Source organism: Blautia sp. AM28-27, assembly GCF_003480905.1.
Classification (GTDB): Bacteria; Bacillota; Clostridia; order Lachnospirales; family Lachnospiraceae; genus Fusicatenibacter; species Fusicatenibacter saccharivorans.
The window spans coordinates 51,046-71,544 of record NZ_QUJK01000011.1 but is presented as its reverse complement, the minus strand read 5'-3'; the positions used below and the strand labels follow the sequence as shown (position 1 = coordinate 71,544).

At 43.9% G+C, this 20,499-nt stretch carries 21 protein-coding genes and 3 pseudogenes; 10 read left to right on the top strand and 14 right to left on the bottom strand.

Features of this window, described 5'->3' with window-relative positions; translation table 11 throughout:
• Positions 1-100 precede the first annotated feature (100 nt).
• From DW743_RS13290 to DW743_RS13270, 4 genes are all read right to left on the bottom strand, one after another.
• Positions 101-529: a hypothetical protein gene (locus DW743_RS13290; RefSeq protein ID WP_055218800.1), complete on the bottom strand. Its 429-nt coding sequence runs from the start codon at positions 527-529 to the stop codon at positions 101-103.
• Between the two features lie 296 nt (positions 530-825).
• The gene (locus DW743_RS13280; RefSeq protein WP_055060286.1) at positions 826-1,122 is read right to left on the bottom strand and encodes a DUF3847 domain-containing protein; all 297 of its coding nucleotides are present in this window, start codon (positions 1,120-1,122) and stop codon (positions 826-828) included.
• The gene (locus tag DW743_RS13275; protein ID WP_118760264.1) at positions 1,115-1,456 is read right to left on the bottom strand and encodes a DeoR family transcriptional regulator; all 342 of its coding nucleotides are present in this window, start codon (positions 1,454-1,456) and stop codon (positions 1,115-1,117) included. The genes DW743_RS13280 and DW743_RS13275 overlap by 8 nt, the downstream gene beginning before the upstream one ends.
• The gene (locus DW743_RS13270) at positions 1,453-1,641 is read right to left on the bottom strand and encodes a hypothetical protein (RefSeq protein ID WP_055060284.1); all 189 of its coding nucleotides are present in this window, start codon (positions 1,639-1,641) and stop codon (positions 1,453-1,455) included. The genes DW743_RS13275 and DW743_RS13270 overlap by 4 nt, the downstream gene beginning before the upstream one ends.
• 484 nt (positions 1,642-2,125) lie before the next feature.
• On the opposite strand from DW743_RS13270, the gene DW743_RS13265 reads away from it, so the two are divergent.
• Entirely contained in the window at positions 2,126-2,932 is an 807-nt protein-coding gene (locus DW743_RS13265) for a helix-turn-helix transcriptional regulator (protein WP_055154162.1), read from the top strand.
• A 106-nt stretch (positions 2,933-3,038) separates the two neighbouring features.
• Here the strand turns inward: DW743_RS13265 and DW743_RS13260 are convergent, their stop codons facing one another.
• The 5 genes and pseudogenes from DW743_RS13260 to DW743_RS13240 all read right to left on the bottom strand — a co-directional run.
• Entirely contained in the window at positions 3,039-3,689 is a 651-nt protein-coding gene (locus tag DW743_RS13260; protein ID WP_055060282.1) for a helix-turn-helix transcriptional regulator, read from the bottom strand.
• A gap of 121 nt (positions 3,690-3,810) precedes the next feature.
• Positions 3,811-4,290 carry an MGMT family protein gene (locus tag DW743_RS13255; protein WP_055154158.1) on the bottom strand — a complete coding sequence of 160 codons (480 nt, stop codon included), beginning with the start codon at positions 4,288-4,290 and terminating at the stop codon, positions 3,811-3,813.
• A gap of 105 nt (positions 4,291-4,395) precedes the next feature.
• Positions 4,396-4,773, bottom strand: a complete 378-nt coding sequence (locus DW743_RS13250; protein WP_055060280.1) for a TnpV protein — start codon at positions 4,771-4,773, stop codon at positions 4,396-4,398.
• A 346-nt stretch (positions 4,774-5,119) separates the two neighbouring features.
• On the bottom strand, positions 5,120-6,775 hold the full coding sequence (locus tag DW743_RS13245; RefSeq protein WP_117510829.1) for a hypothetical protein: 1,656 nt from the start codon (positions 6,773-6,775) through the stop codon (positions 5,120-5,122).
• A gap of 98 nt (positions 6,776-6,873) precedes the next feature.
• Positions 6,874-7,341 (bottom strand): annotated as a pseudogene (locus DW743_RS13240) (tyrosine-type recombinase/integrase); the annotation flags it as partial.
• Positions 7,342-7,679: 338 nt separating this feature from the next.
• Here DW743_RS13240 and DW743_RS13235 point away from each other — a divergent pair.
• Together DW743_RS13235 and DW743_RS13230 are read left to right on the top strand one after the other, a co-directional pair.
• On the top strand, positions 7,680-7,862 hold the full coding sequence (locus DW743_RS13235; RefSeq protein ID WP_117510831.1) for a hypothetical protein: 183 nt from the start codon (positions 7,680-7,682) through the stop codon (positions 7,860-7,862).
• A 380-nt stretch (positions 7,863-8,242) separates the two neighbouring features.
• A complete protein-coding gene (locus DW743_RS13230; protein ID WP_330410162.1) occupies positions 8,243-8,620 on the top strand; it encodes a DUF2800 domain-containing protein in 378 nt (125 codons plus the stop codon).
• 307 nt (positions 8,621-8,927) lie between these two features.
• On the opposite strand, the gene DW743_RS13225 is transcribed toward DW743_RS13230, so the two are convergent.
• Positions 8,928-9,191, bottom strand: a complete 264-nt coding sequence (locus DW743_RS13225; protein ID WP_242991206.1) for an HNH endonuclease — start codon at positions 9,189-9,191, stop codon at positions 8,928-8,930.
• A gap of 92 nt (positions 9,192-9,283) precedes the next feature.
• Here DW743_RS13225 and DW743_RS13220 point away from each other — a divergent pair.
• Positions 9,284-9,526: pseudogene (locus tag DW743_RS13220) on the top strand (IS630 family transposase); the annotation flags it as partial.
• A gap of 56 nt (positions 9,527-9,582) precedes the next feature.
• Here DW743_RS13220 and DW743_RS13215 read toward each other — a convergent pair.
• From DW743_RS13215 to DW743_RS13200, 4 genes and pseudogenes are all read right to left on the bottom strand, one after another.
• Positions 9,583-10,986 (bottom strand): glycosyltransferase family 2 protein, encoded by a 1,404-nt coding sequence (locus DW743_RS13215; RefSeq protein ID WP_117510833.1) that lies wholly within the window; start codon positions 10,984-10,986, stop codon positions 9,583-9,585.
• The gene (locus tag DW743_RS17885) at positions 10,983-11,600 is read right to left on the bottom strand and encodes a HEAT repeat domain-containing protein (RefSeq protein ID WP_207665918.1); all 618 of its coding nucleotides are present in this window, start codon (positions 11,598-11,600) and stop codon (positions 10,983-10,985) included. Before DW743_RS17885 ends, DW743_RS13215 begins: the two co-directional genes overlap by 4 nt.
• Positions 11,601-12,070: 470 nt before the next feature.
• Entirely contained in the window at positions 12,071-14,050 is a 1,980-nt protein-coding gene (locus DW743_RS13205) for a hypothetical protein (RefSeq protein ID WP_242991207.1), read from the bottom strand.
• A gap of 198 nt (positions 14,051-14,248) precedes the next feature.
• Positions 14,249-14,809: pseudogene (locus DW743_RS13200) on the bottom strand (CotH kinase family protein); the annotation flags it as partial.
• A 244-nt stretch (positions 14,810-15,053) separates the two neighbouring features.
• On the opposite strand from DW743_RS13200, the gene DW743_RS13195 reads away from it, so the two are divergent.
• The 6 genes from DW743_RS13195 (at position 15,054) to DW743_RS13170 (ending at position 20,493) form a co-directional block, all read left to right on the top strand.
• A complete protein-coding gene (locus DW743_RS13195) occupies positions 15,054-16,502 on the top strand; it encodes a ParB/RepB/Spo0J family partition protein (protein WP_117761836.1) in 1,449 nt (482 codons plus the stop codon).
• A gap of 283 nt (positions 16,503-16,785) precedes the next feature.
• A complete protein-coding gene (locus DW743_RS13190) occupies positions 16,786-17,127 on the top strand; it encodes a DUF7768 domain-containing protein (protein ID WP_003020223.1) in 342 nt (113 codons plus the stop codon).
• Complete coding sequence (locus DW743_RS13185; protein ID WP_117761835.1) at positions 17,127-17,840, top strand: antirestriction protein ArdA; 714 nt, start codon at positions 17,127-17,129, stop codon at positions 17,838-17,840. Before DW743_RS13190 ends, DW743_RS13185 begins: the two co-directional genes overlap by 1 nt.
• Before the next feature lie 133 nt (positions 17,841-17,973).
• On the top strand, positions 17,974-18,363 hold the full coding sequence (locus DW743_RS13180; RefSeq protein WP_442857840.1) for a PcfB family protein: 390 nt from the start codon (positions 17,974-17,976) through the stop codon (positions 18,361-18,363).
• On the top strand, positions 18,350-20,185 hold the full coding sequence (locus DW743_RS13175; protein ID WP_117761833.1) for a VirD4-like conjugal transfer protein, CD1115 family: 1,836 nt from the start codon (positions 18,350-18,352) through the stop codon (positions 20,183-20,185). Before DW743_RS13180 ends, DW743_RS13175 begins: the two co-directional genes overlap by 14 nt.
• Positions 20,186-20,280: 95 nt before the next feature.
• Positions 20,281-20,493, top strand: coding sequence for a Maff2 family mobile element protein (locus DW743_RS13170; protein ID WP_044963257.1), 213 nt, complete (start codon positions 20,281-20,283; stop codon positions 20,491-20,493).
• Positions 20,494-20,499: the final 6 nt, after the last annotated feature.

The window sequence follows — 20,499 nt, the reverse complement described above, 5'->3', positions numbered from 1 at the left end:
TGCTTGGTGTGCCGCTGTGTGGGCGGCGGGTATTAAGTTGTAAAAGTTCGGGACAAGTTGACCCGATGTGTGAGTGGCAAACTGGAAGTTCTTACGCTTATCAATACCCCCACGTCATTAACTTCCATTCTCCACCTTCACACCGTGCAAGCCACCATGACCAAGTGTATTCTTCGTTCGCCTCCCATGCACCGCCGCCGTTTTTTGGCGAACGGAAACTACTTTTAAATGCAATACATTGCGTAAAGGCTTCTTTATTATCTTCCGTTCTTAAATCATTCATCCATTCAATGTTATCTGCATTGTTGCATTCTTCATCTGGCATATAAGAAAGGCTATGCAATTCACAGCCCTCAAACGAAGCGAACTGCTTTTTTATAATCTCAATGGCAGAATCTATTTCTTCTTTTGAATAAACGGAAGATGCTCCATAATCAATTTCCACTTTTGATGTATCGCCGTTCTTTCCGCATCCGGCAAAGAGAAGAACCAGCACAATGCAAAGCGTTACGGTTATAATCTTTTTCATAGTGAATACCTCCAACTCCCGATTTCTCATTGACTTCATTATACTTTATTCGACCCTCAAAGTACAGAGAGCTTTTGTAAAACTTGTCGGCTGGGAACAGCTTACAACGCAAGGTGTCCCCAGATGGCAAGTCCACAAAAGGGTAGCTGGCGGCAGCCAGCGCAGGGGAAGCGTAGCGTCCCCTGTTTGATTTGGAGCAGACCATGACTGCGGAAAATCACAGCCCTCCGGCGAGGAGCCTTCGGAGAACGCAATGCACCAACCTCTGGGTGGTGTATAATTGCGCCCTTAGTAAACTAAGGGTTTTCCGGCTTCTCCCGTTCCAGCAGTTTTTTCAACAGTTCCTGCGTGTCCTGCCTGTGAAAAATGAGTTTCAACAGCAGCATGACATCATCATCTGTCAGGCGTTCCGGCTCTTGCAGAAAACTTTCCAGCATACCGCCACGGGTACAGAGCCGATGCCTCCGTTCCTTTCGGGTAAGCTGCTTTAGCTGGTGCTGCAATGCCTTTTCATCATTGATTGCTTTCCGCAGTTTCTTTTCGCTTTTCTCCAACTCCCGGTTGAGCTTTTCCAGCTTTGAGGTATCAGGCAAGGGCAGTATCCTCCTTTCCCGGTATCAGCACATAAATCCTGTTTGGTTCTCCAATGCCCTGACGCACCCGCATGATAAGTCCGGCAGTTTCCAGTTCATTCAGAGAACGCTTGACCGTCATGGGGCTGCGGGACAGGACTGCGGCAATGGCTGTGACAGGGAAGCAGACAAACAGGATTCCGTTCTCGTCCTCCTGCCCTTTGGATAGCATAGCGTCTAACATCCGGCAGTACATGACCTTTGCGGTGCTGCTGACTGGAAACCCTGTCAATGCTCTGGGAAATGGCATACAGGGCGGCAGTGGTGTGTCTATCGTCATAAATTCAAAATTCATTCTGTGTGTTCCTCCTTTTTCTTGGCTCGTTTGGATAAATAATGAGGGCAGTCAATCACAACCGCCCGGAAGCTCTGCCTGCACCCATGCTGGCATTTCCGGCATAATTCGTTGTAAGTGACACGCCCCCGGTCATTGAGGTAAAAGGAAAGCTCATGCTTCCTTTTTTTGCTCATTCTCGGCATATTGTGTTTTCTCCCGTTTTAGTGTATGGTTTCGGGGCGATTTTCGGCAAAATTACAGCCATAGAGCCGCTTAAAATCTCCCGAAGTATCAGCGATAGGGTAGACTGTCCCCCTATCAGATTGTCGTGTTTCGGTATCATTTCGGTGTCAGCTCGCCAGTTCTCCCCGGTGTCGTTCCTCCCCTGAATCTCACAGCGGCGTATCGCTCCCTTTGGTACGCTCGTTTCGGTCAGGGTTCCTCCATATCCCTGCCAAAAGTCATGGCGCTACATCGCCAGGGAAGCATATCCCACACAGGCTGGTCATTCGATTGGAATAATCCATCGATGAACTACCTGTATCATAGAACATTTTTGTGCCCTGTGCCGTATGTCCACAAAGTAGGAATCAGGGGTAAAAATCAGAAATTTCCACGATTGCGGAATTGATATGGTATAATCAATTCAACGGTTATATATGTTGTCAAAAAGGGGGAGCTGCTTCAATGAACGGAGCTACTACAATACAGGAACGGCTAAAAGATTTACGATTAAACAAAGGATTAAAACTGGAAGAACTGGCAGAGCAAACGGGTATTTCAAAATCGGCTCTTGGCAGTTATGAAAAAGATGACTATAAGGAAATCAATCATGGCAACCTTATCCTGCTGGCAGATTTTTATGGGGTGTCCCTCGATTATCTCTTTTGCCGGTCAGAGAACAGGACAGAGATCAACACGCCATTAAGGGAGCTGCATTTGAGTGATGAAATGGTGGCACTCCTGAAAAGCGGTCGGATTAACAACCGCCTGCTCTGCGAACTTGCCACCCATAAGGACTTTATCAAGTTTCTTGCGGACATTGAGATTTATGTGGATGGGATTGCCACCATGCAGATTCAGAACCTCAATGCCCTTGTCGATACCGTCCGACATGAAATCATTGAACGGTATCGCCCCGGCGAAGATGACCCGCATTTAAAGGTGCTGCAAGCTGCCCATATCAGTGATGATGAGTATTTCAGCCACATGGTACGGGATGACCTCAATCTCATTATCCGGGATATTCGGGAAGCCCACAAAAAGGACAGCGAGAGCGCACCCCAAACTACCGTTGCCGATGAACTGAAAGAAAATCTGGAAGCAGTCGAAAATTTCAAGGGCAGTCGGGATGAAAAGCTGGTTGTTCTTTACTGCAAGCAGCTTGGTATCAACTATAAAAATCTGTCAGACGAAGAATTTCGCTGGCTGATTCGGATTCTCAAAAAATCAAAGAAAATGGGAACGCCTATCAGTCAGAGGAAAAAACGGTAAAGAAAAACCGCTGTTGCATGGTTTGTTAGCTTCCATGTAGCAGCGGTTTGTGCTGTGGTTATTCAGTTAAATTTTCAGAATAACAAGTTGGGATTTTTCTTGTTACTTATTTTTTTTGATTGTGGCGTTTCTTATTCCACAGTGAACCTACCAACATACCGATTGCAGAGATTATTGCTCCGGCTACAATCATTCCCAAGTCAGGGGCATTCAGTTTGTTAAAAGCAATGTTGTTTGCCATTTTGAATGTGCCATATTCAGCAAGCATATACATTACGCCAAAGAAAAGAGTGAATGCCCATTTTCCTTTTCCCCAAAAGTTATTTTTACCAATAACAATAGATACAATAAATGTGGATATAGGAAGAATAAACCAAAGAAACATCAAACTGTAACCCATAGCGTCACTTCCACTTGCAAAAAACCAGAACACTATCATTGCAAACGCCCAAATCAAGAGATAGGAGAGAATCGTAATAATCTTGTTTCTGTTGGCATTGCTTTTCACAACATTCGTACTTTCTTCAAGATAATCATAATAGCTTTTCATTTTTTGTTCTCCTTTCAATAGATAGTCAAGAGAGACATCGTAGCATTCGCTCATTTTAATGACGCTGATAATATCTGGATAGGATTTTTCATTTTCCCAATTTGAGATGGTCTGACGACTCACACCCAACAATTCGGCAACCTGTTCTTGCGTCAGCTTTTTTTCAATTCGGGCTGCCTTGATTTTGCATCCAATATCATGCTCCATGCCACTATACCTCCTTGCACTTTTATTGTAGGAAAAACACCCACTATTGTCTACAAAATAGCTTTGACATCACTTATTATGAGTGTCAAAATCCTTTTACATCTGCCAAATTCAAATTTACCTATTTCAAATCAAAGAGGGAGTTTTCATAGTCCTTTACATAGTATCGTACATTTTTACGCCCTTTTTGAATGATGGTGTGTCCTTCTGCTTCTAATTTTTCTTTTTGTGCTTCAATACCATTTGGGTATTTAGCATTTAGTTCTCCGTTTGCTTTCAATGTTCTCCAATAAGGCGTTTCATCTTCTGAACGCTGATAACTCGCCCATGCCACAATAGAAACAAAAATTCCTGCTGTAATCGGTTCTGTAAAATCTGCACTACTTAACTCCGCAAAGTATTCTCGTATTTTCCCGACGGTAATCACTTTACCATACGGAATTTTTTTCATTACTTTGTCATAGTCGATTGGCGGTGCAAAATACATTTTACTGCCACCATATTTTTCAATACTTTTCTGGTCTGTAATGATTTGAAATTTTGGCATATCCTTATTGTCGTGCAACATAGCATTAAAATCTTTCTTATCTTCGTTTGCCATTTCTGCCACCTCCTGCTTTAAGAATAATCTGTTTGTCATTTCTATGCAATGAGGCTGTTTGAAAAAACTTGACAACTTCATATTTGCTTAACTCTTAACATATCATTACGAATAAATCATCTCATGCAAAACAATTTCTTCTGCCCGGTTGTGAATGTTATTGCAACGCTGCACCCATTCCATTTGATGGGTACGCTTCAATTCCTCGGTTACGCCCTCGGCAGTTTTCATCTGTTCCATGATGATGTCTAACCGTTCCTGTGCCTGTTCGTTCAGGTCTGCAAGATATGTCCATAACTCCCCGGTCAATATCAATGTGTTCAATCTGGCTGGGTGGACTTCTCTTAAATATTCCTGATGTAGCCGTCCATACTTCCCAATGGGGCGGTGTTCCTCCGGCAGTTTCAAATCCGGGATGTAGTAATCTCCGACAAGGATATAATCAATTCCGTTTTCCGTTATTCTTGGTTTCAATTTGCTCATATTTTTAATCTCCTCATTCTGGTTTTGCAAGTCTGACTCTCCAGAAATATTGGTAAATCATTGGTAAAATTGAGAATGGAACACAAGAAATGCTATTTATAGAAGTATTTAAGACGATTTGAGACTTTTCATTCTGAACAGAAAATCCTGCCGTGGCAAATAAAAAGTACTTTAATCATTGTTTTATTTCTCCTTGTTTTGCCCTGAAACGCCCTGCTTTGCTAGGGTTTTCGGGTGTTTTATTAAATGCTCTGAAATTACAGATTGTGGCAAATCAGAGTAAGATTGAGCACGTTGCTACTACCTGTTAGTAGTAAAATTGGTAGTAAAATGAAGCTTCTTACTACTAAGCATTCTTGTGATATATCATCCTTATATTTTTAGAACCACATATCGGACATTTTTCTGGTTTCTCATGTATTGCCACATCATGATCTTGCATTAAACAATTTTCACAAAACAGATATTCTTTACTAAACAATGCTTTTCTTTTTGCCGCAAGTTGTCGCATTATTTCCCATTTGCTAGGATTTTTCCCTATAATAAAATCAGGCGTAATAAAAAGTGATGTTTTAACTTTCAAGAATGTATCATCCAATTCTGTTTCAATATATTCATAATCGTCATATAAAAAAATAACATATCTTCTTTCTCTTTCAGCTTTCCATTTGCTATCTTTAACAGAAAGAATCCAATATTGCAATATCTCCTGTAAAAACATTTTCTTATTATTGTCAGATAAATCAAACATGTCTATAACGCTAAATAAGTATTGTAATTCCGTCTTTGCTTCTTCAATGTCATATAAAACATCAAATGTTATTACTTGAGCTATATATGGTCTTTTCATAGTATCTGGCAAATCTGCGTCAGCGTCAGCCTTTTTTGTCAATGTATATAATCCAATAGGTCCAATCAGGTCCACAATTCTATCATTTTTATATCCATACAAACATTCTCCATAACCGTCTTGCATATGGCTATTATTTATTGACTTACTGAAACATGACACATAATAGTTTCGTGTCTCAGAAAAATCAATGTCTTTTATCCAGTCATAATGAATCCATGACATATCTTCAAACAATTCTGGAATAACTTTTTTCTCTCGCTCATCATTAAGCAGCTCTGTTTTCTTCATCCAAATTTGATGATTACTAATACTACTCTTTGCAACTTCTATTGGCAGATATTTACAAATATAATCATTGTTATACCCATTTCTCGATTTTAAAATGAAATTGCTTATCATCATCATAAGCACACCCTTAACTGGTCGAATGTTTGCAGGCTGCTTATTCATTCTAAGTAGTTTTGCTTCTATTGCTAATAATTTGTATAATTCTTCTCTTGTAAATTCCCATAACTTTTCTCTTTTACTTCCATGCATATTACTAATATCCAGTAACATAGATGTATATGAATGAGTCAAGGTATCAATCTCTTCTTCCGTTTGGCAGCTTTTTAACGTTTCCTCTACAATTTCTATTAATTGTTCTGCAAATGACTTATTCTTTTCTATTGTGAACTTTTGATACGCTATGTGATACAATCTCAGTGGGAACATAAGCCCCTGTTCATATGGTATTACACGATATGTATTTTCTTCATCACAATTAATCACAGGATTAAACCAAGAAGTAATTTTCTGTAATCTAGTTACCTGCGTTATAATATTGTATATATATGTTTTTAATGAAGATATTTGATATGCATTACCAACTAAATAGAGAAAATTCAGTATCCCAACTTCATACTCGGTTACACGAACCAATCCAGAATTCTCATTCAAATTCAAATCATGCTCACACGTTAAAGACAAAAGGACTTCTCTTGTCTTATAAGACGGATTTTTCCTAAATTCTTCTACACATTCACATAATGTATCTAAAATCTGTTCACGAGCATTCGCAGGCCATTTTTCTGGCTTCTCCGCTGTTTTTTCATCGTAATACATTTCACAACCATTCCTTTCATATGAAATCAAAACCGCTTTTCCCATCTTCCTAAATCACCCTGATTATATTATATCCTCTGAACCTACTTTTTTCCACAAAAATAACGCCCCAGTCTATACCAGAGCGTCATCCCATTTCCATATTATACAACTTTAAACACTTTCTGCGACATCGGTTTCTCCTTCTTCTGCTCAACCTCCGCCTGCGCCTTCCTAAACTCTTCCATACGTTTCAATTCTTCCTCAGCATCATCAAAACTGATATGCGTGTACACATTCATTGTAACACTTATATCCGAATGCCCCATGAGGTACTGTAACGTCTTTGGATTCATTCCTGATTTTGCCATATTGCTGCAATAGGTGTTTCGGCATACATGAGGTGTGATATTAGGCATCTGCACCCGATAGATATCATTGTATCTGCCGACCATGTGGTTGAATCGGTGCTGCCAGTGCATTGCCACAAGTGGCATTCCATTGTCATCGTAGAAAAGGAATCCACTGTAGCCATCAATGGATTTTTCCACTTTAGGAGCATTCCTGTCTTCGATGATTGCTCGAAACATTTCTGCCACATCTTCTGTTATCGGCAGCACTCTTGTTCCTGCATGTCTGCAAACATGAGGGGTAATATTGGACATTCATATTGGAGATTGCCAGATATGGTACCGGATCGGCATAGCCTTCCTGGTTTCTATAACCTACTCCCATAAGAATAGCTCCTTTCGTTAAATGGTAGAGATGTGTATTTATCTCTTCACTATCCCATGGACAGGAATCTGCGAATTGGGCGGCACTTTTTTTAATTTTTTTCCTTTGAGCGGGTTTCTTCTATATAAATGTAAAAATCCAATCCGACCACTTTAAATTTTTCTCCCGCCCTTTTTGGGATTTTGTGTCCATGGGATAGTGAAAGGAAAAGTCTTTCAGAAAGGCGGTGTAAACGATGGGAAATGTTACAGAAACAGATGCTGCCATAATCAGCGATGCAGAACTTGATAAGGAAATCTCAGATGTGCTGATTGCAATCAGTGTCATTACCAGACAGCTTGCAAAGAAAAACGCAGTCAACCATATGTCAAAGGAGGCAAAAGACGATGAAGGAAAAAGAATTGGCGAAGTTATTTAAGACCATTGCTGACAGCTTCACACGGCTTAGTGAAATCTACTCTTCCACAGAAGACGTGACACAGCCGAAAGCTCCAGCGAAAAAGTAAAAAACAGTCAAAGCAGAAAAAGTATCTGAGGCGGCGCAGGAAGTTTCTCCTGAAAAGGAATCCGAAACCATCACTTATACCAAAGAAGATGTCAGAGCAAGACTGGTTCAGAAGGCCAAGGCAGATGCCGGAAAGTATAAAGCGGATGTGAAGAAGATCGTAGCAACCTTTTCTTCCGATGGTACTCTGACCGGAGTTCCTGCTGATAAATACCCGGAAGTGATCGCAGCTTTGGAGGTGATCGGCAATGCCTAAACACGCATTGCTCTCCGCTCCCTCAAGTAAGCAGTGATTGAACTGCCCACCATCCGTAAGGTTATGTGCTGAGATCAGGGATCGGGCAAGTCCTTATGCACAGCAGGGAACAGATGCACATAAACTCTGTGAATACAAAGTTCTGAAAGCTCTTGGAAAATCCGGGCGTGATCCGACTGCAGATTTGGATTACTACGATGCGGAGATGGAAAACTGCACAGAGGAATACTGCAACTTCGTCATAGAACAGTTCGAAGAAGCAAAGAAACTTTGTAAAGATCCTCTGGTGCTTGTAGAACAAAGACTTGATTTTTCCAGATGGGTACCGGATGGCTTTAGAACGGGGGACTGCCTCATCGTAGCGGATGATGTACTTCACATCATTGACTCCAAATATGGTCTGGGCGTTCTATAACCTTTCCATTTTTTCAAGTACATTTATATAATCCATTGATGGAAATTCTTTATCGTCAATGGTATATAACACATTTAATTTTTCTTCTGCCATTCCTACACTTTTCATCATTTTATAAGATTATAACATACAACATCTTTATCTGCCATTCCCCTTAGAGACTATCTATTCTATGCTAATTAACAAAGATGAAAAATTACAGGAATATAAATACCGCACTGATCCTCATAACAATAATTACTCTCTTCCTCTATAACAGAAAAACACACAGACCCTTATTACACTAACCATGAGTCTGTGTGTTTTTCTAATTTTGGTTTTCAATATAATTTGTAATAATTTCAGTGAGTAATTCATCGGGATTCCTGCCAAGCTTTTGAGCATGTTCGCGCAAACATTTAACTAACTCTCCAGGAATATGAAAAGGTTTAAATTTTTCAGGATATGCCCAACAACAAGTTTCACAATCTAACTGGCAATCTCTGCAAGCAGTACTTTTAAAGTTATTGCATTCATCACACAATGGTTGCCAATTTGAAATTTCATCACTTCCCCCTCTAAGTCTCGGCACTTTATGATCCTGCTGAAACCCTGTATCTTTCGGGGTTCTTCCACATGCAGCACATACATGGTTATATTTTGCAAGAAGAGGTTCAGAACTACCTTGCAACAAAACCAGAAGGACGCTACATGTTTGTATTTACACAAACCCATAGTTCCTGGCTAAATTTGATTGAAAGCTTTTTCAGCAAGATGACAAAGCAGATGCTGAAGGGAATTCGAGTTAATACAAAGCAGGAACTTGAAGACAGAATTTATAAATATTTCGATGAAGTAAATGCAGATCCAGTAGTCTATCATTGGACTTATAAGCCCGATGAAATTTCACCAGAAGACGTTTCGTAAAATGTAGCCAGTTATTTATTATTTGATCTACTAGATAAATTGACATAGTAATAAAACTATATTCTGTTCATTTTCTTTCTTTCCAGTTTATCCCAGTTCAGTTTGTTCTTCTTGTATCCCACAAATGCAGTCACACGGACAAACTCCAGATAAAAGCGGAGAAAAGTTGTTTCAAAAAAACAAGCAGTAATAGCAAGGATCAGCTCTCGAAAAGAAAACCTCTGGTCAATGGTATAGATTCTTGAAAAATATGCAGTTAATGTGAGTAAAATACCATACAGGGCATAGTATGCAAGAAATACCAGCATAAATTTCACGTTCAGCATATCCATCATCACAGATAAAACCATTGTAAGTACACCCAAAAGTTCAATAAATGGTGACAATAATTCGTAAAGCAGAAAATAAAGATAGGATAAAAGTCCTACGGCTCCGTACCGTGGGTTTGCCAGCATTTTACGGTGTCCCCACATACACTGGAACAATCCTCTCTGCCATCTTTTCCGCTGCTTGCCTAATTCACTTAATTTTTCCGGAGTCTGCGACCAGCAGATGGCATCCTGTGCAAAATCAATCTTATATGGCTTACGATTCATGCGGCTGAATTCATGAAGTCTGACTACCAGTTCCATATCCTCGCCCATTGTACTGTTGTCATATCCGCCTACGGCAATCACTGTTTTTTTCTCAAATAATCCAAAAGCTCCGGATATGATCATGTTTGCATTGATTTTATCCAGCAGGATACGTGCTGCCAGAAAAGAACGGGCATATTCCAGGGATTGCATTCTTGCTATTATATTTCTGGGCAGCCTGTATTTTATCACATGACCTTTTTTTATGACAACACCATTGGCTGGGCGGACACTTCCACCAACGGCTATTACATTTTCGTCCTCCAGAACCGGGCGAACGATTTTCTCCAGCGAATCATGCTGTAAAATAGAGTCCGCATCCATACAGATAAACCAGGGATACCTGGCTGCATTGATTCCGGCATTTAAGCTGTCTGCTTTTCCTCCATTCTTCTTGCGGATCAAAGTAATGGGCACTTTCTGGTTCGGGCATTCATAAATTTCTTCCTCAGGCTGACATTGGATCAGATGACGGATCGGGCGTTCCACTCGCTCCATATGAAATGCATCAATCAGAACCTGAGATGTTTTGTCTTTAGAACCATCATCTATTACTATAATTTCATATAGTTTATAATCCAGGTTGAGAAGTGAAGTGACTGTATCCTTCACCGTAACCTCTTCGTTATAAGCCGGAACAAGAATGGAAACCGGTATGTAATAGCTTTGCCACAGTTTATTGTGCATCTGTTCAAGGCGGTATGATCTGTACAGCTCAATTGCGCCTGCTACAACCGACAAAAACAAAAAGCTGGAATATCCAATCAGGTATATAATAAAAAACAGATTGACACATTCCAGAAAAAAACGAAATGCATCGGTCATAAACCCGCCCTCCTTTGTACTTTTACTTCATCCAGCTGGTACTCTAACATTTCTTTTGCGTAGCGGTCATTTCCCTGTAAAATATCAGCTAATGCATCCCTGTCTGTATTCAGAACTGCAAGGCTTTTTGCAGCATTATAACGGACATACCAGTTTTTACTGGAAGTCTCTTTTTTCAAGATTTCCAGTGTCTGCGGTCCGGGATACACAGCAAGAGCAGAAATACAGGCATTCTGCAATTCCCAGAACCCTTCCTTTTCTTCTTCAGCGTGATGAAGCAGAAAAGAAACACTTCTTTCATCCTGATATCTGCCAAAATAGCGGACACATGCGATTTGAATTTCCATATCCTGGCTTGTTTCCAGCATAGACAGCATTTCATCCTTCCAGTTTGACGATGCATATCGAATATAATCCAACAAGCTTACCTGCATCCTTGGATGAAATTCACTCAATTTTTTCCAAAGAAGTGGTATCAGTTCTTCTTTTTTATCGAAGGAAAGAAGTCCATCTGCAAGTATTTTTTTATGCGGAAGCAGCTGCTCATTTGCATCCAGAAATGTCAATGCCTGCATAACCGCTTGTATATCTTCTGAACTGTATAATGCCCGCAAAGCATTCTCCCTGCAATAGAGACTTTTATTTCCAAGCAGGTCAAAAAGAAATGGGAAAACAATTTCCTTAGCCTGGAATTTCGTCATATGAAATATGGCAAATACATAAGCCAGGCAGGCCTTTTCCATATCCGGTTTTCTTTTATAAACCGGTATCAGTTCTTCCATCAGCCGACTTACAGATGCTATTCCCTGCTGGAATTGTTCCGGCATACTGTTTTCAACTTTAGATAATGCTTCACTGAACGTCAGAAGTCTGCTGGCTGAATGAAGCTCTTTAACCAGCCTTTTTTCCTGCTTTTTATTTTCCGTTATATTTTCTGAAAACAACTGTCTGTATTCTTCGCAATATCGTTGTTCCCTCCTTTTCAGAACACAGGAACGATATCTTGAAATTATCTCTGTAAAGCAGTTAAAAATGATAATCCCCACACAGACAATAAAATAAAAAACAATCACAAGCTGCGCTATCATTCGTATTCCTTTCCTGTCCAGTATGTCTTCAGAACCTGGTATGCTTCTTTTAATCTTTCATGGTAGGATACTGTATTCTCCCATCCTTTCAGTTTAAGGCCTCCCATCTCGATTGTATTTCCTTCTCCGCCAAAACCTATAAACATCTCTTTGATCCCCACTGATTCAATGCCATAATTTCCGTCATAATAATCATCATGGATCTGCATTCGGGACGGATCAGAAAAATTCAGCAGCTGCCATGGGATTCTAATTTCCACATCATCTCCATTACAGATAAAATCTGCCCTGGAATCATAAGCAGATGCAGATGGATTTCCATTACCATAATACAGCTTTCCACTTTCAAAGGTTTTTAACGGTGTGGCAGCATCCTGATACTGACCAATAACATCCCGTAATACCATGCTGATATTTTCGAATACAGCGCTGTCCCTGGCTGGTGGATCAATATAAGGATCTTTTCCTGTAATATCTTCCTCATAATTGGCATGAATGGGATTATACCGATCCTGAACCAACAGACGAGTATTATCTTTTCCATTTAAGATCAGTACAAAATCTGCAGGTCTTTCAAATTCTGCTGTACAATTTTCCATACGGGTACTGCCTGTTTTTTTGGTCGTATCAACCGGAACATACAGCGTGTCATTTTCCAGATCAAAGTCCTTTTTATGGAGATATAAATAAACACCGGAGGCATCATACTTCACACTGATGAAAGAGCCGTCTTCATATTGGATCACCCTATCTTTATCCGTCCATTCGGAAGTATCACCGTCCACGTAACAAACACTTTCTTTTTCCCCACAGTCAAATGCCAGCAGGCCAAAATGCTGGTCATTTGTCTGAGCATCTTCCCAGTAAATATTACGGCTTAAATCTACAGCATACATGGTATTCCAGGTATGCTTGAACCATTCATCCTGCCAGGAATAGACACAGCCTCCGGAAAGTCTGGCAGCCATAATGTCTTCATAACAATCTACCAGAATCTTTCCCTGTTCTTTTTCAGAATAGTATCCAAGTCCTCTGCTGGTCACCTGATTCTCATGAATCTCACCTCGTCCTGTGGCTGCACCAAATTCAACAGCCAAAACCGGCATTGTATGATGTTCGTTTAAAAGTCTTAAATATGCCCGATAAGTATTCCGTTTTCCGTCAGGAGTGATACAGTCACTAAAGTCAATCTTTTTATCAGACAAGCTGTTCCATGTTGTGTATTCCATACAGGAAAAGTAATCCTGATCATATGGAGATGCACTGTAGCTGGCAAACTGACCTGATATAAATTTATCAGTTGCAGTTATATGTTCTGTGTCGATCCGGGCACATTTTCTGAAATATTCTGCAATCTCTTTAGGATAATCAAAGGGATCTGTTGCATTTCCACTGGAAAAGGAGATCAGACGCTGCTCATCATATCTTGTTGATTCATAGTGCAGCATCCTGTCACCTATTTTGGCAAGCAGGGATTCAAAGGCAGAGGCATCTTTTGAAGCAGTAAGATAGGTTCCTTTATAAGGTTCCATATCCGGATATTTCTCATCTGTATATGCAACTGTTGTATCTTCCCATCCATTTCCGATAATATATCCCAGCACCCATTTCGAGACATCGTGTAAATAAAGTCCTGTACTTGTATCTGCATCATTATTGATGATAAGTCGTTTTCCATGGATCACATCTACAGTGACCAGGCAATTATCCAGAAGCTTTCCTGCAAAGGAGTCGGCATATGCATCCACTCGGGAGTTCTGTATATAATCATTTACCCAGATTCCCTGAAGTAAATATAACGGCTCCTCATGTTGGGAATTGTATTCATAGAACGCTTTATAAAAAGACGGATTCTGGACAGAATAGACTCTCAGCGTATTTGCTCCTGCTTCCTGGATCAGCTGAAACCAGTGCAGATAGGTTTCTTTGGTGATCGCATAATCTGTAGACCATTCACCAGGAATACCGCTTCCCATATCAATTCCCCTGACTTCAAATGGTTTCCACTTATCTTTGTCCTTTATAAGTATCTCTTTATTCTCAGTCCGGACAAATGTGTTTATATGATTGTCCCGGTCTGAGTCCATATAAAATCCGCCATAAAACACAGCTATAAATCCAATAAATAGAAGCAGAATGATGGCAGATATGCTGATAATAAATCGTTTCATATTTTAATCATTAACCTCATTATACTGCTTTACACGGGAGGATGCTGAATACTGACGCAGAGTCTCAATGTTTTCATCCAACCATTTTCCTCTGTTTCGCAAGTAACCTTTTAACTGTCCTTCAGCGGCAGATCTGCTGTCCAGATTTCTTGATACCGGAACCAGAAGTCCCTTTGCCTGCTGTTCTACACTTCCCCATCGTGCATCGTTTCTTGCAAGAGCTGGTGCGATAAAATCAAGGGTTTCATCGATATAACGATAAAGTGATTCCTCACTTAACAGACCTTTTCGCAAGGAATGATATCGCTGGATGATCCGTTCAGTAAAATCCTCATCTTTGATAAGCATTTCAAACCATAATCGGTTGTTCAGGAAAAATCCAGTATAAGGAAGTTCCTCCTCGAAATAGTTATTACAGGCATTATTAAAATCCCATACACACATATGATACAGATTATCTGTTCCCTTATAAATATAAGTGGAATAGTTTCCGGCATCTGCATTACTGGAAAGCTCATTGATAATAAAGTAATCTACAAAGCTGTCTACATCTATCATAGAAGTGTAGCCATGTTTTTCCCTGTCATAATCATATGATTACTTCCTATTAGGAACACTGTAAATACAAGGCTTTTCGGAGCCTACAAACCAGAAAAATAATATTTGATCTATCACATTACGCAAAAAGCCGTCCGGCATGAAAAACGGGCGGCTTTTTTTGCGTGGATAGACGGAAAGGAGGCACAAAAATAACTACAAAATTTTAGCGTTCAAATTTGTGCAACTTTAACGAAAAGGAGGATCGTAAATGGCCGATGAAAAACTGAACACAGGCCCTGCGGAGAATACTTCCCCGGAGGCCGCCGAGCCTATCACCACACCCGAACAGGCCGCAGCGTCTGAGCCCCAGCAGGAACAGACCGGGCCTGCCATACCTGAGCCCGGCGATGTGGTTGTGTCCTTTGACAAAATCAATGAGCTTATGGCAGAAAAGAGACAGAACGCCCGCGCCGAAGTCGAAAAGGCGGAAACCCCCGAAGCGCCGGAGGTGGCAGCCTCCGGAGAAATACCGCAGCCCGCCAATACGGAGGAACCGAAAAAGCCGCGCCGTGGCCGTCCGCCAAAAGCAGAAAAGGCCGCGACTGAAAATCAAAAATCGGAGAAATCGGCTGGGGCCCGCAAGGGCCGCCCACCCAAGGCGGATAAGACGGCCCCTGACAAGCCCAAGCCGTCCAAACGAGACAAAGTGTCCCGAAGTGACGGAAAGGCCCCGGATGCCAAGGAGCCCATTAAGCCCGCACAGGATACGGCACCGAAGGAAACTGCTACTGCGGAACAGACGGCTCCCGAGCCGACCACACCGCCCCGCCCGGTTGAGGAAGGCAAGCTGGTTTATCTGAAACTTTCCGAGGTTCATCCGTTTCACACATTCCGTCCGCACCCCTTTAAGGTACGGGACGATGCGAAGATGCAGGAAATCGTTGCTTCTATCCGCGTAAACGGTGTAATGGTTCCCGGTCTTGCCCGCCCGGAGAAAGACGGAAACGGCTATGAAATTGTAGCGGGCCATCGCCGTACCCACGGCAGTGAGCTGGCTGGACTGGAGGAAATGCCCTTTATCGTCCGTGAAATGACCGACCACGAAGCGGTTCAGGCCATGAAGGACAGCAACAAGCAGCGTGACGGGATGCTCCCCAGCGAATTGGCCGCGCTGCTGGAACTCGAAGTTGAGGACATCAAGCATCAGGGCGGGCGGCTGAAAGGCGTTGCGGAAGGCGATGTCGGAAAACGCTCGGTTGAGATTGTGGGCGAGGCGCATGAGATGAACTATAAAAAGGTCATGCGCTACTTGCGGCTCAACTCCCTTGTGCCGGAGCTTCTGGATAAGGTAGACGATAAAAAGATGGGCTTCATGCCTGCCGTGGAGCTTTCCTACATCAAACCGAAAAATCAGAGGCTTATTGCTGTTTCCATTGACGGGGAGCAGGCTTCGCCCTCGCTGGCCCAAGCTAAACGGCTCCGGGAGCTGGATAAGGAAGGCAAGCTCAACGGCGATGTCATTGACGGCATCTTATCAGAACAGAAAAAGGAGGATCGAGGCGTGATTATTTCTACTGCGGAACTGGAAAAGTATTTTGGCAAGGAGGTCACTCCCGCCAAAATGAAAGAACAGATTATGTCCCTGCTGGATGACTGGAAAGAAAAACAGCCGCCGGAGCTGGCAAAAGCCCCGAAAAAGCAGGAACTTGACAAGTAACAACTTCGAGACACTTTGTCCCGAGGGCCCCGCCCTCGCGCAGAGGCTCTGGTGGTATATATCCCCCGTCGCCGCCTGTTTTTTAGTACAGCCGGGAGTGGGCCGTCAAGGGTGCAGCGCACCGCCGTTTTCGGCGGCTCGCCCTTGACGGTCTGCCCCGGCTGTGCTATTTCCCCGGCAAGCGGCGGGGGTATATCCTCCAGAGCCGCCCCCTTTCCCAAGACTGGGAAAGGGCGTGGGGTTTGGGTTGAACTTTCTTATTAAAATATCGGAGGTATGAACGATGAAACGACCCCTTGCTTATATCACCGCTGCATGGCTCGGCGGCGATAGTGAAAACGCAGAACTGGCGGCGCAGTATTGCCGCACCGTGTATGAGGCAGGCTTTTCTCCTATTTGTCCACCTTTGTACTTGCCCCTGTTTCTCAACGATGCTGTTCCCGAGGAGCATAAAAGCGGCATCGACATGAGCCGTGACTTGCTCCGCCGTTCTCATGTGCTGGTTGTCTGCGGGCACAGTATGACCGAAGCCATGAAAAATGATATTGCCGTGGCCCAGCGGCTGGGAATTACGGCAACAACCCTTGAGGGCATCCTGACCGTCAAGGGACAGGGCCGCCGCTGATGGCAACCCTGTTTGAAGCCTACGTTACCAACGCCGGAAAGTACAGCGAGGGCCAGCTTGTGGGTGAAACACTGAAATTTCCCACAACCGCCCAGGAGGTGGAGGCTCTCTTGAAACGGATCGGCGTGGATGGCGTCCGCTATCAGGAAATTTTTATTACCTCTTTCGATGGGGATGTGCTGGGGCTCTATGACCATTTGAGCGAGTATGAAAATCTGGACGAGCTTAATCATCTGGCCTGCCTGCTTTCCGAGCTTACCTCATCGGAGCTGGAAACATTGGAGGCCGTCCTCGACAGCGGCGATCACTGTTCCTCGGTGCGGGACATCATCAATCTGACACAAAATCTGGACTGTTACGGTTTTTACCCCGGCGTATCCGATGTGGAAACGCTGGGGCGTATTTATGTGGACGATTTGGAAATGTTGGATGTGCCGGATCAGGTAAAACCGTATTTCGATTATGAGGCGTATGGCCGGGATGCCTGTATCCACGAAAACGGCCATTTTGCCCCGGGCGGCTATGTTGTCAAAGAAAGCGATCATTTCGTGGAAGTGTATCACGGCTTGCAGGATATTCCCAAGGAGCATAAGGTATTCTCTTTCCCGAAGCTCTCTATCCGGGAGCAAATGGCAGCTTATCAGGAAATCATAGACGGTTCTTCTTTGGAGGGCTACCGTCAAATGCAGAAAAAAGACCGTGGGGATCGGTGATGGCACTTCGAGACAAATTGTCCCAAGGAAGGAGGCGGTGTAACTGATTGATGAAGATATTTCCCGGCGCACGATAGCCATATCCGTAAAAACAACCAAGCTGACGGCGCGGGGACTGGCGTATGTGCTGGGCATGGTGAGCCGGAAGATCCGCAAGGCATACCGTGGGCGGCAAGTACCGCATGGAAAACAAAGTGTGCGAAAGCTCATGGCCCACGGTACAGCCACCAACAGCATTGAGCTATCCGGGGATGCCAAGTCCTTTGACCGCGTGGCCCGGAAATGGAATGTAGACTATGCGTTCTATAAAACCGGGCCGGACAAATACCTGCTGTTTTTCAAGGCTGGACAGGCAGACGCAATGACCGCCTGCTTTTCTGAGTATTCCCGGAAGGTGTTAAGCAAAGCAAAATCGAACCGTGTTCCCATCCGGGAACAACTGCAACAGGCGGCAGATCAGCTTTCCAAAGAAAAGCCGAAGCAGAAAGAACGTGCAAAGGAGGTGGCCCATGAGGACAGATAAGATCAGAAAATATCTCATTCCGAACATTCCCTATCTGTTCATCCTGTGGGCGTTCCTCAAGCTGGGAACGGCCTACCGGCTGGCAGCGGGTAACGATTTTTCACATAAGCTCATCGGACTGGGCCAGACGATTGGCCCGGCCTTTGCTGACTTTGCACCCGGTCTTGCCCCGCTGGATTGGCTTATCGGTATTGTAGGAGCCGTTGGTTTCCGGCTGCTGATCTATTTCAAAAGCAAGAACGCTAAGAAGTTTCGGCGGGATGCAGAATACGGCAGCGCCCGGTGGGGAACGGAAAAAGACATCAAACCGTTTGTTGATCCAAGGTTTGAAAACAACGTGATTTTGACCGGGACGGAGTTTCTCACGATGAACACCCGCCCGAAAATCCCCGCAAATGCCAGAAACCTGAATTGCTGCATTATCGGCTCGTCCGGCTCCGGCAAAACCCGCTTCTGGCTTACGCCCCAGCTTTTACAGGCTCATTCCTCTTATGTGGTGGTCGATCCCAAAGGCGGTGTGCTGGGACAGGTCGGAGCTTTCCTGCAAAAACGCGGGTACAAAATCAAGGTATTCAACAGCATAGATTTTTCAAAATCCATGCACTATAACCCGCTGGCGTATATCCGCAACGAGGCCGATATTCTGAAATTCGTGGATGCCCTGATTTCCAACACAAAGGGCGAAGGCAAGGAAGGCGATCCATTCTGGACGAAATCGGAAACGCTTTTGTACTGTGCTCTGATCGCCTACATCATTTTCGAGGGGCCTGCCGAGGATCGGAACATGAATACCCTTGTGGATATGATTTCCGGCATGGAGGTCAAGGAGGATGACGAGGACTTTATGAACGCGGTGGATTATATGTTTGCCGGGCTCGAAAAGCGCAAGCCGGATTGCTTCGCAGTCAAACAGTATAAAAAGTACAAATTGGCCAGCGGCAAGACGGCAAAAAGCATTTTAATTTCCTGCGGTGCGCGGCTGGCTCCCTTTGACATCCCGCAGCTTCGTGAAGTCATGGCCTATGACGAATTGGAGCTTGACCGCATCGGAGATCGGAAAACAGCGGTATTCTTCATCATTTCCGATACCACGCAGACCTACAACTTTTTAGTGGCGCTTGCTTTTTCGCAGATGTTCAACCTCCTGTGTGAACGGGCGGACAATGTTCACGGTGGCCGCCTGCCGCACCATGTACGAGTGCTGTGGGACGAGGCAGCCAACACGGGACAGGTGCCCCAGCTCGAAAAGCTGGTCGCGGTTATCCGCTCCCGCGAGGTGAGTCTTTGCCTGCTGTATCAGCAGTTGGCACAGTGCAAGGCCATTTACGATAAACACGCCGAGACAATCCTCGGCAACATGGACAGCGTGGTGTTCCTCGGTGGCCGCGAAGCCAGCACCATCAAGGAAATATCCGAAAACTGGCTGGGAAAGGCCACAATCAGTATGCAGACCGACAGCCGTTCCCGTGGCCAGTCGGAAAGCTATAGTCAAAATACCCAGCGGCTGGGCCGGGAACTGATGACCCCAGCCGAACTTGCAACCATGCCGGGAGACAAATGTATTTTGCAACTTCGGGGCCTGCCCCCGTTCTTCTCTCCCAAGTATGATCTGAAACGGCATCCGAACTACCGTTATACAGCGGAGGCCGATAAACAGAAAACCGCTTTTGACCTCGACAGGCTCATTAACCGCCGCAGGCGGCCCGGTCTGAACGAGGCGTGTACGATGTATGAGGTGACTGTGCCGGACGATGCGCTCACGGAAGAGGACGAGGACATCCTCAACTATGATGACATCGACGATCCAGACGCCTTTGCATAAACGCTTCGAGACAAAGTGTCCCGAAGTTTGTAACCTGCCGCCTGCAAGGGCGGCTTTTTTGTTACCGGGAAAATCCCGGAGAAATGGAGGCTTATATGGCATTTTTCTCATCTGCAATCGACACTTTACAGACCCTCGTTATTGCTCTCGGTGCTGGCCTTGGCGTGTGGGGCGTGGTTAATCTGCTGGAGGGCTACGGCTCGGATAACCCGGGCTCCAAGTCCCAGGGCATGAAGCAGCTCATGGCGGGCGGCGGCATCATCGTCATTGGCACCACACTGATCCCTCTGCTGTCTGGCCTGTTTTAAGGTAGG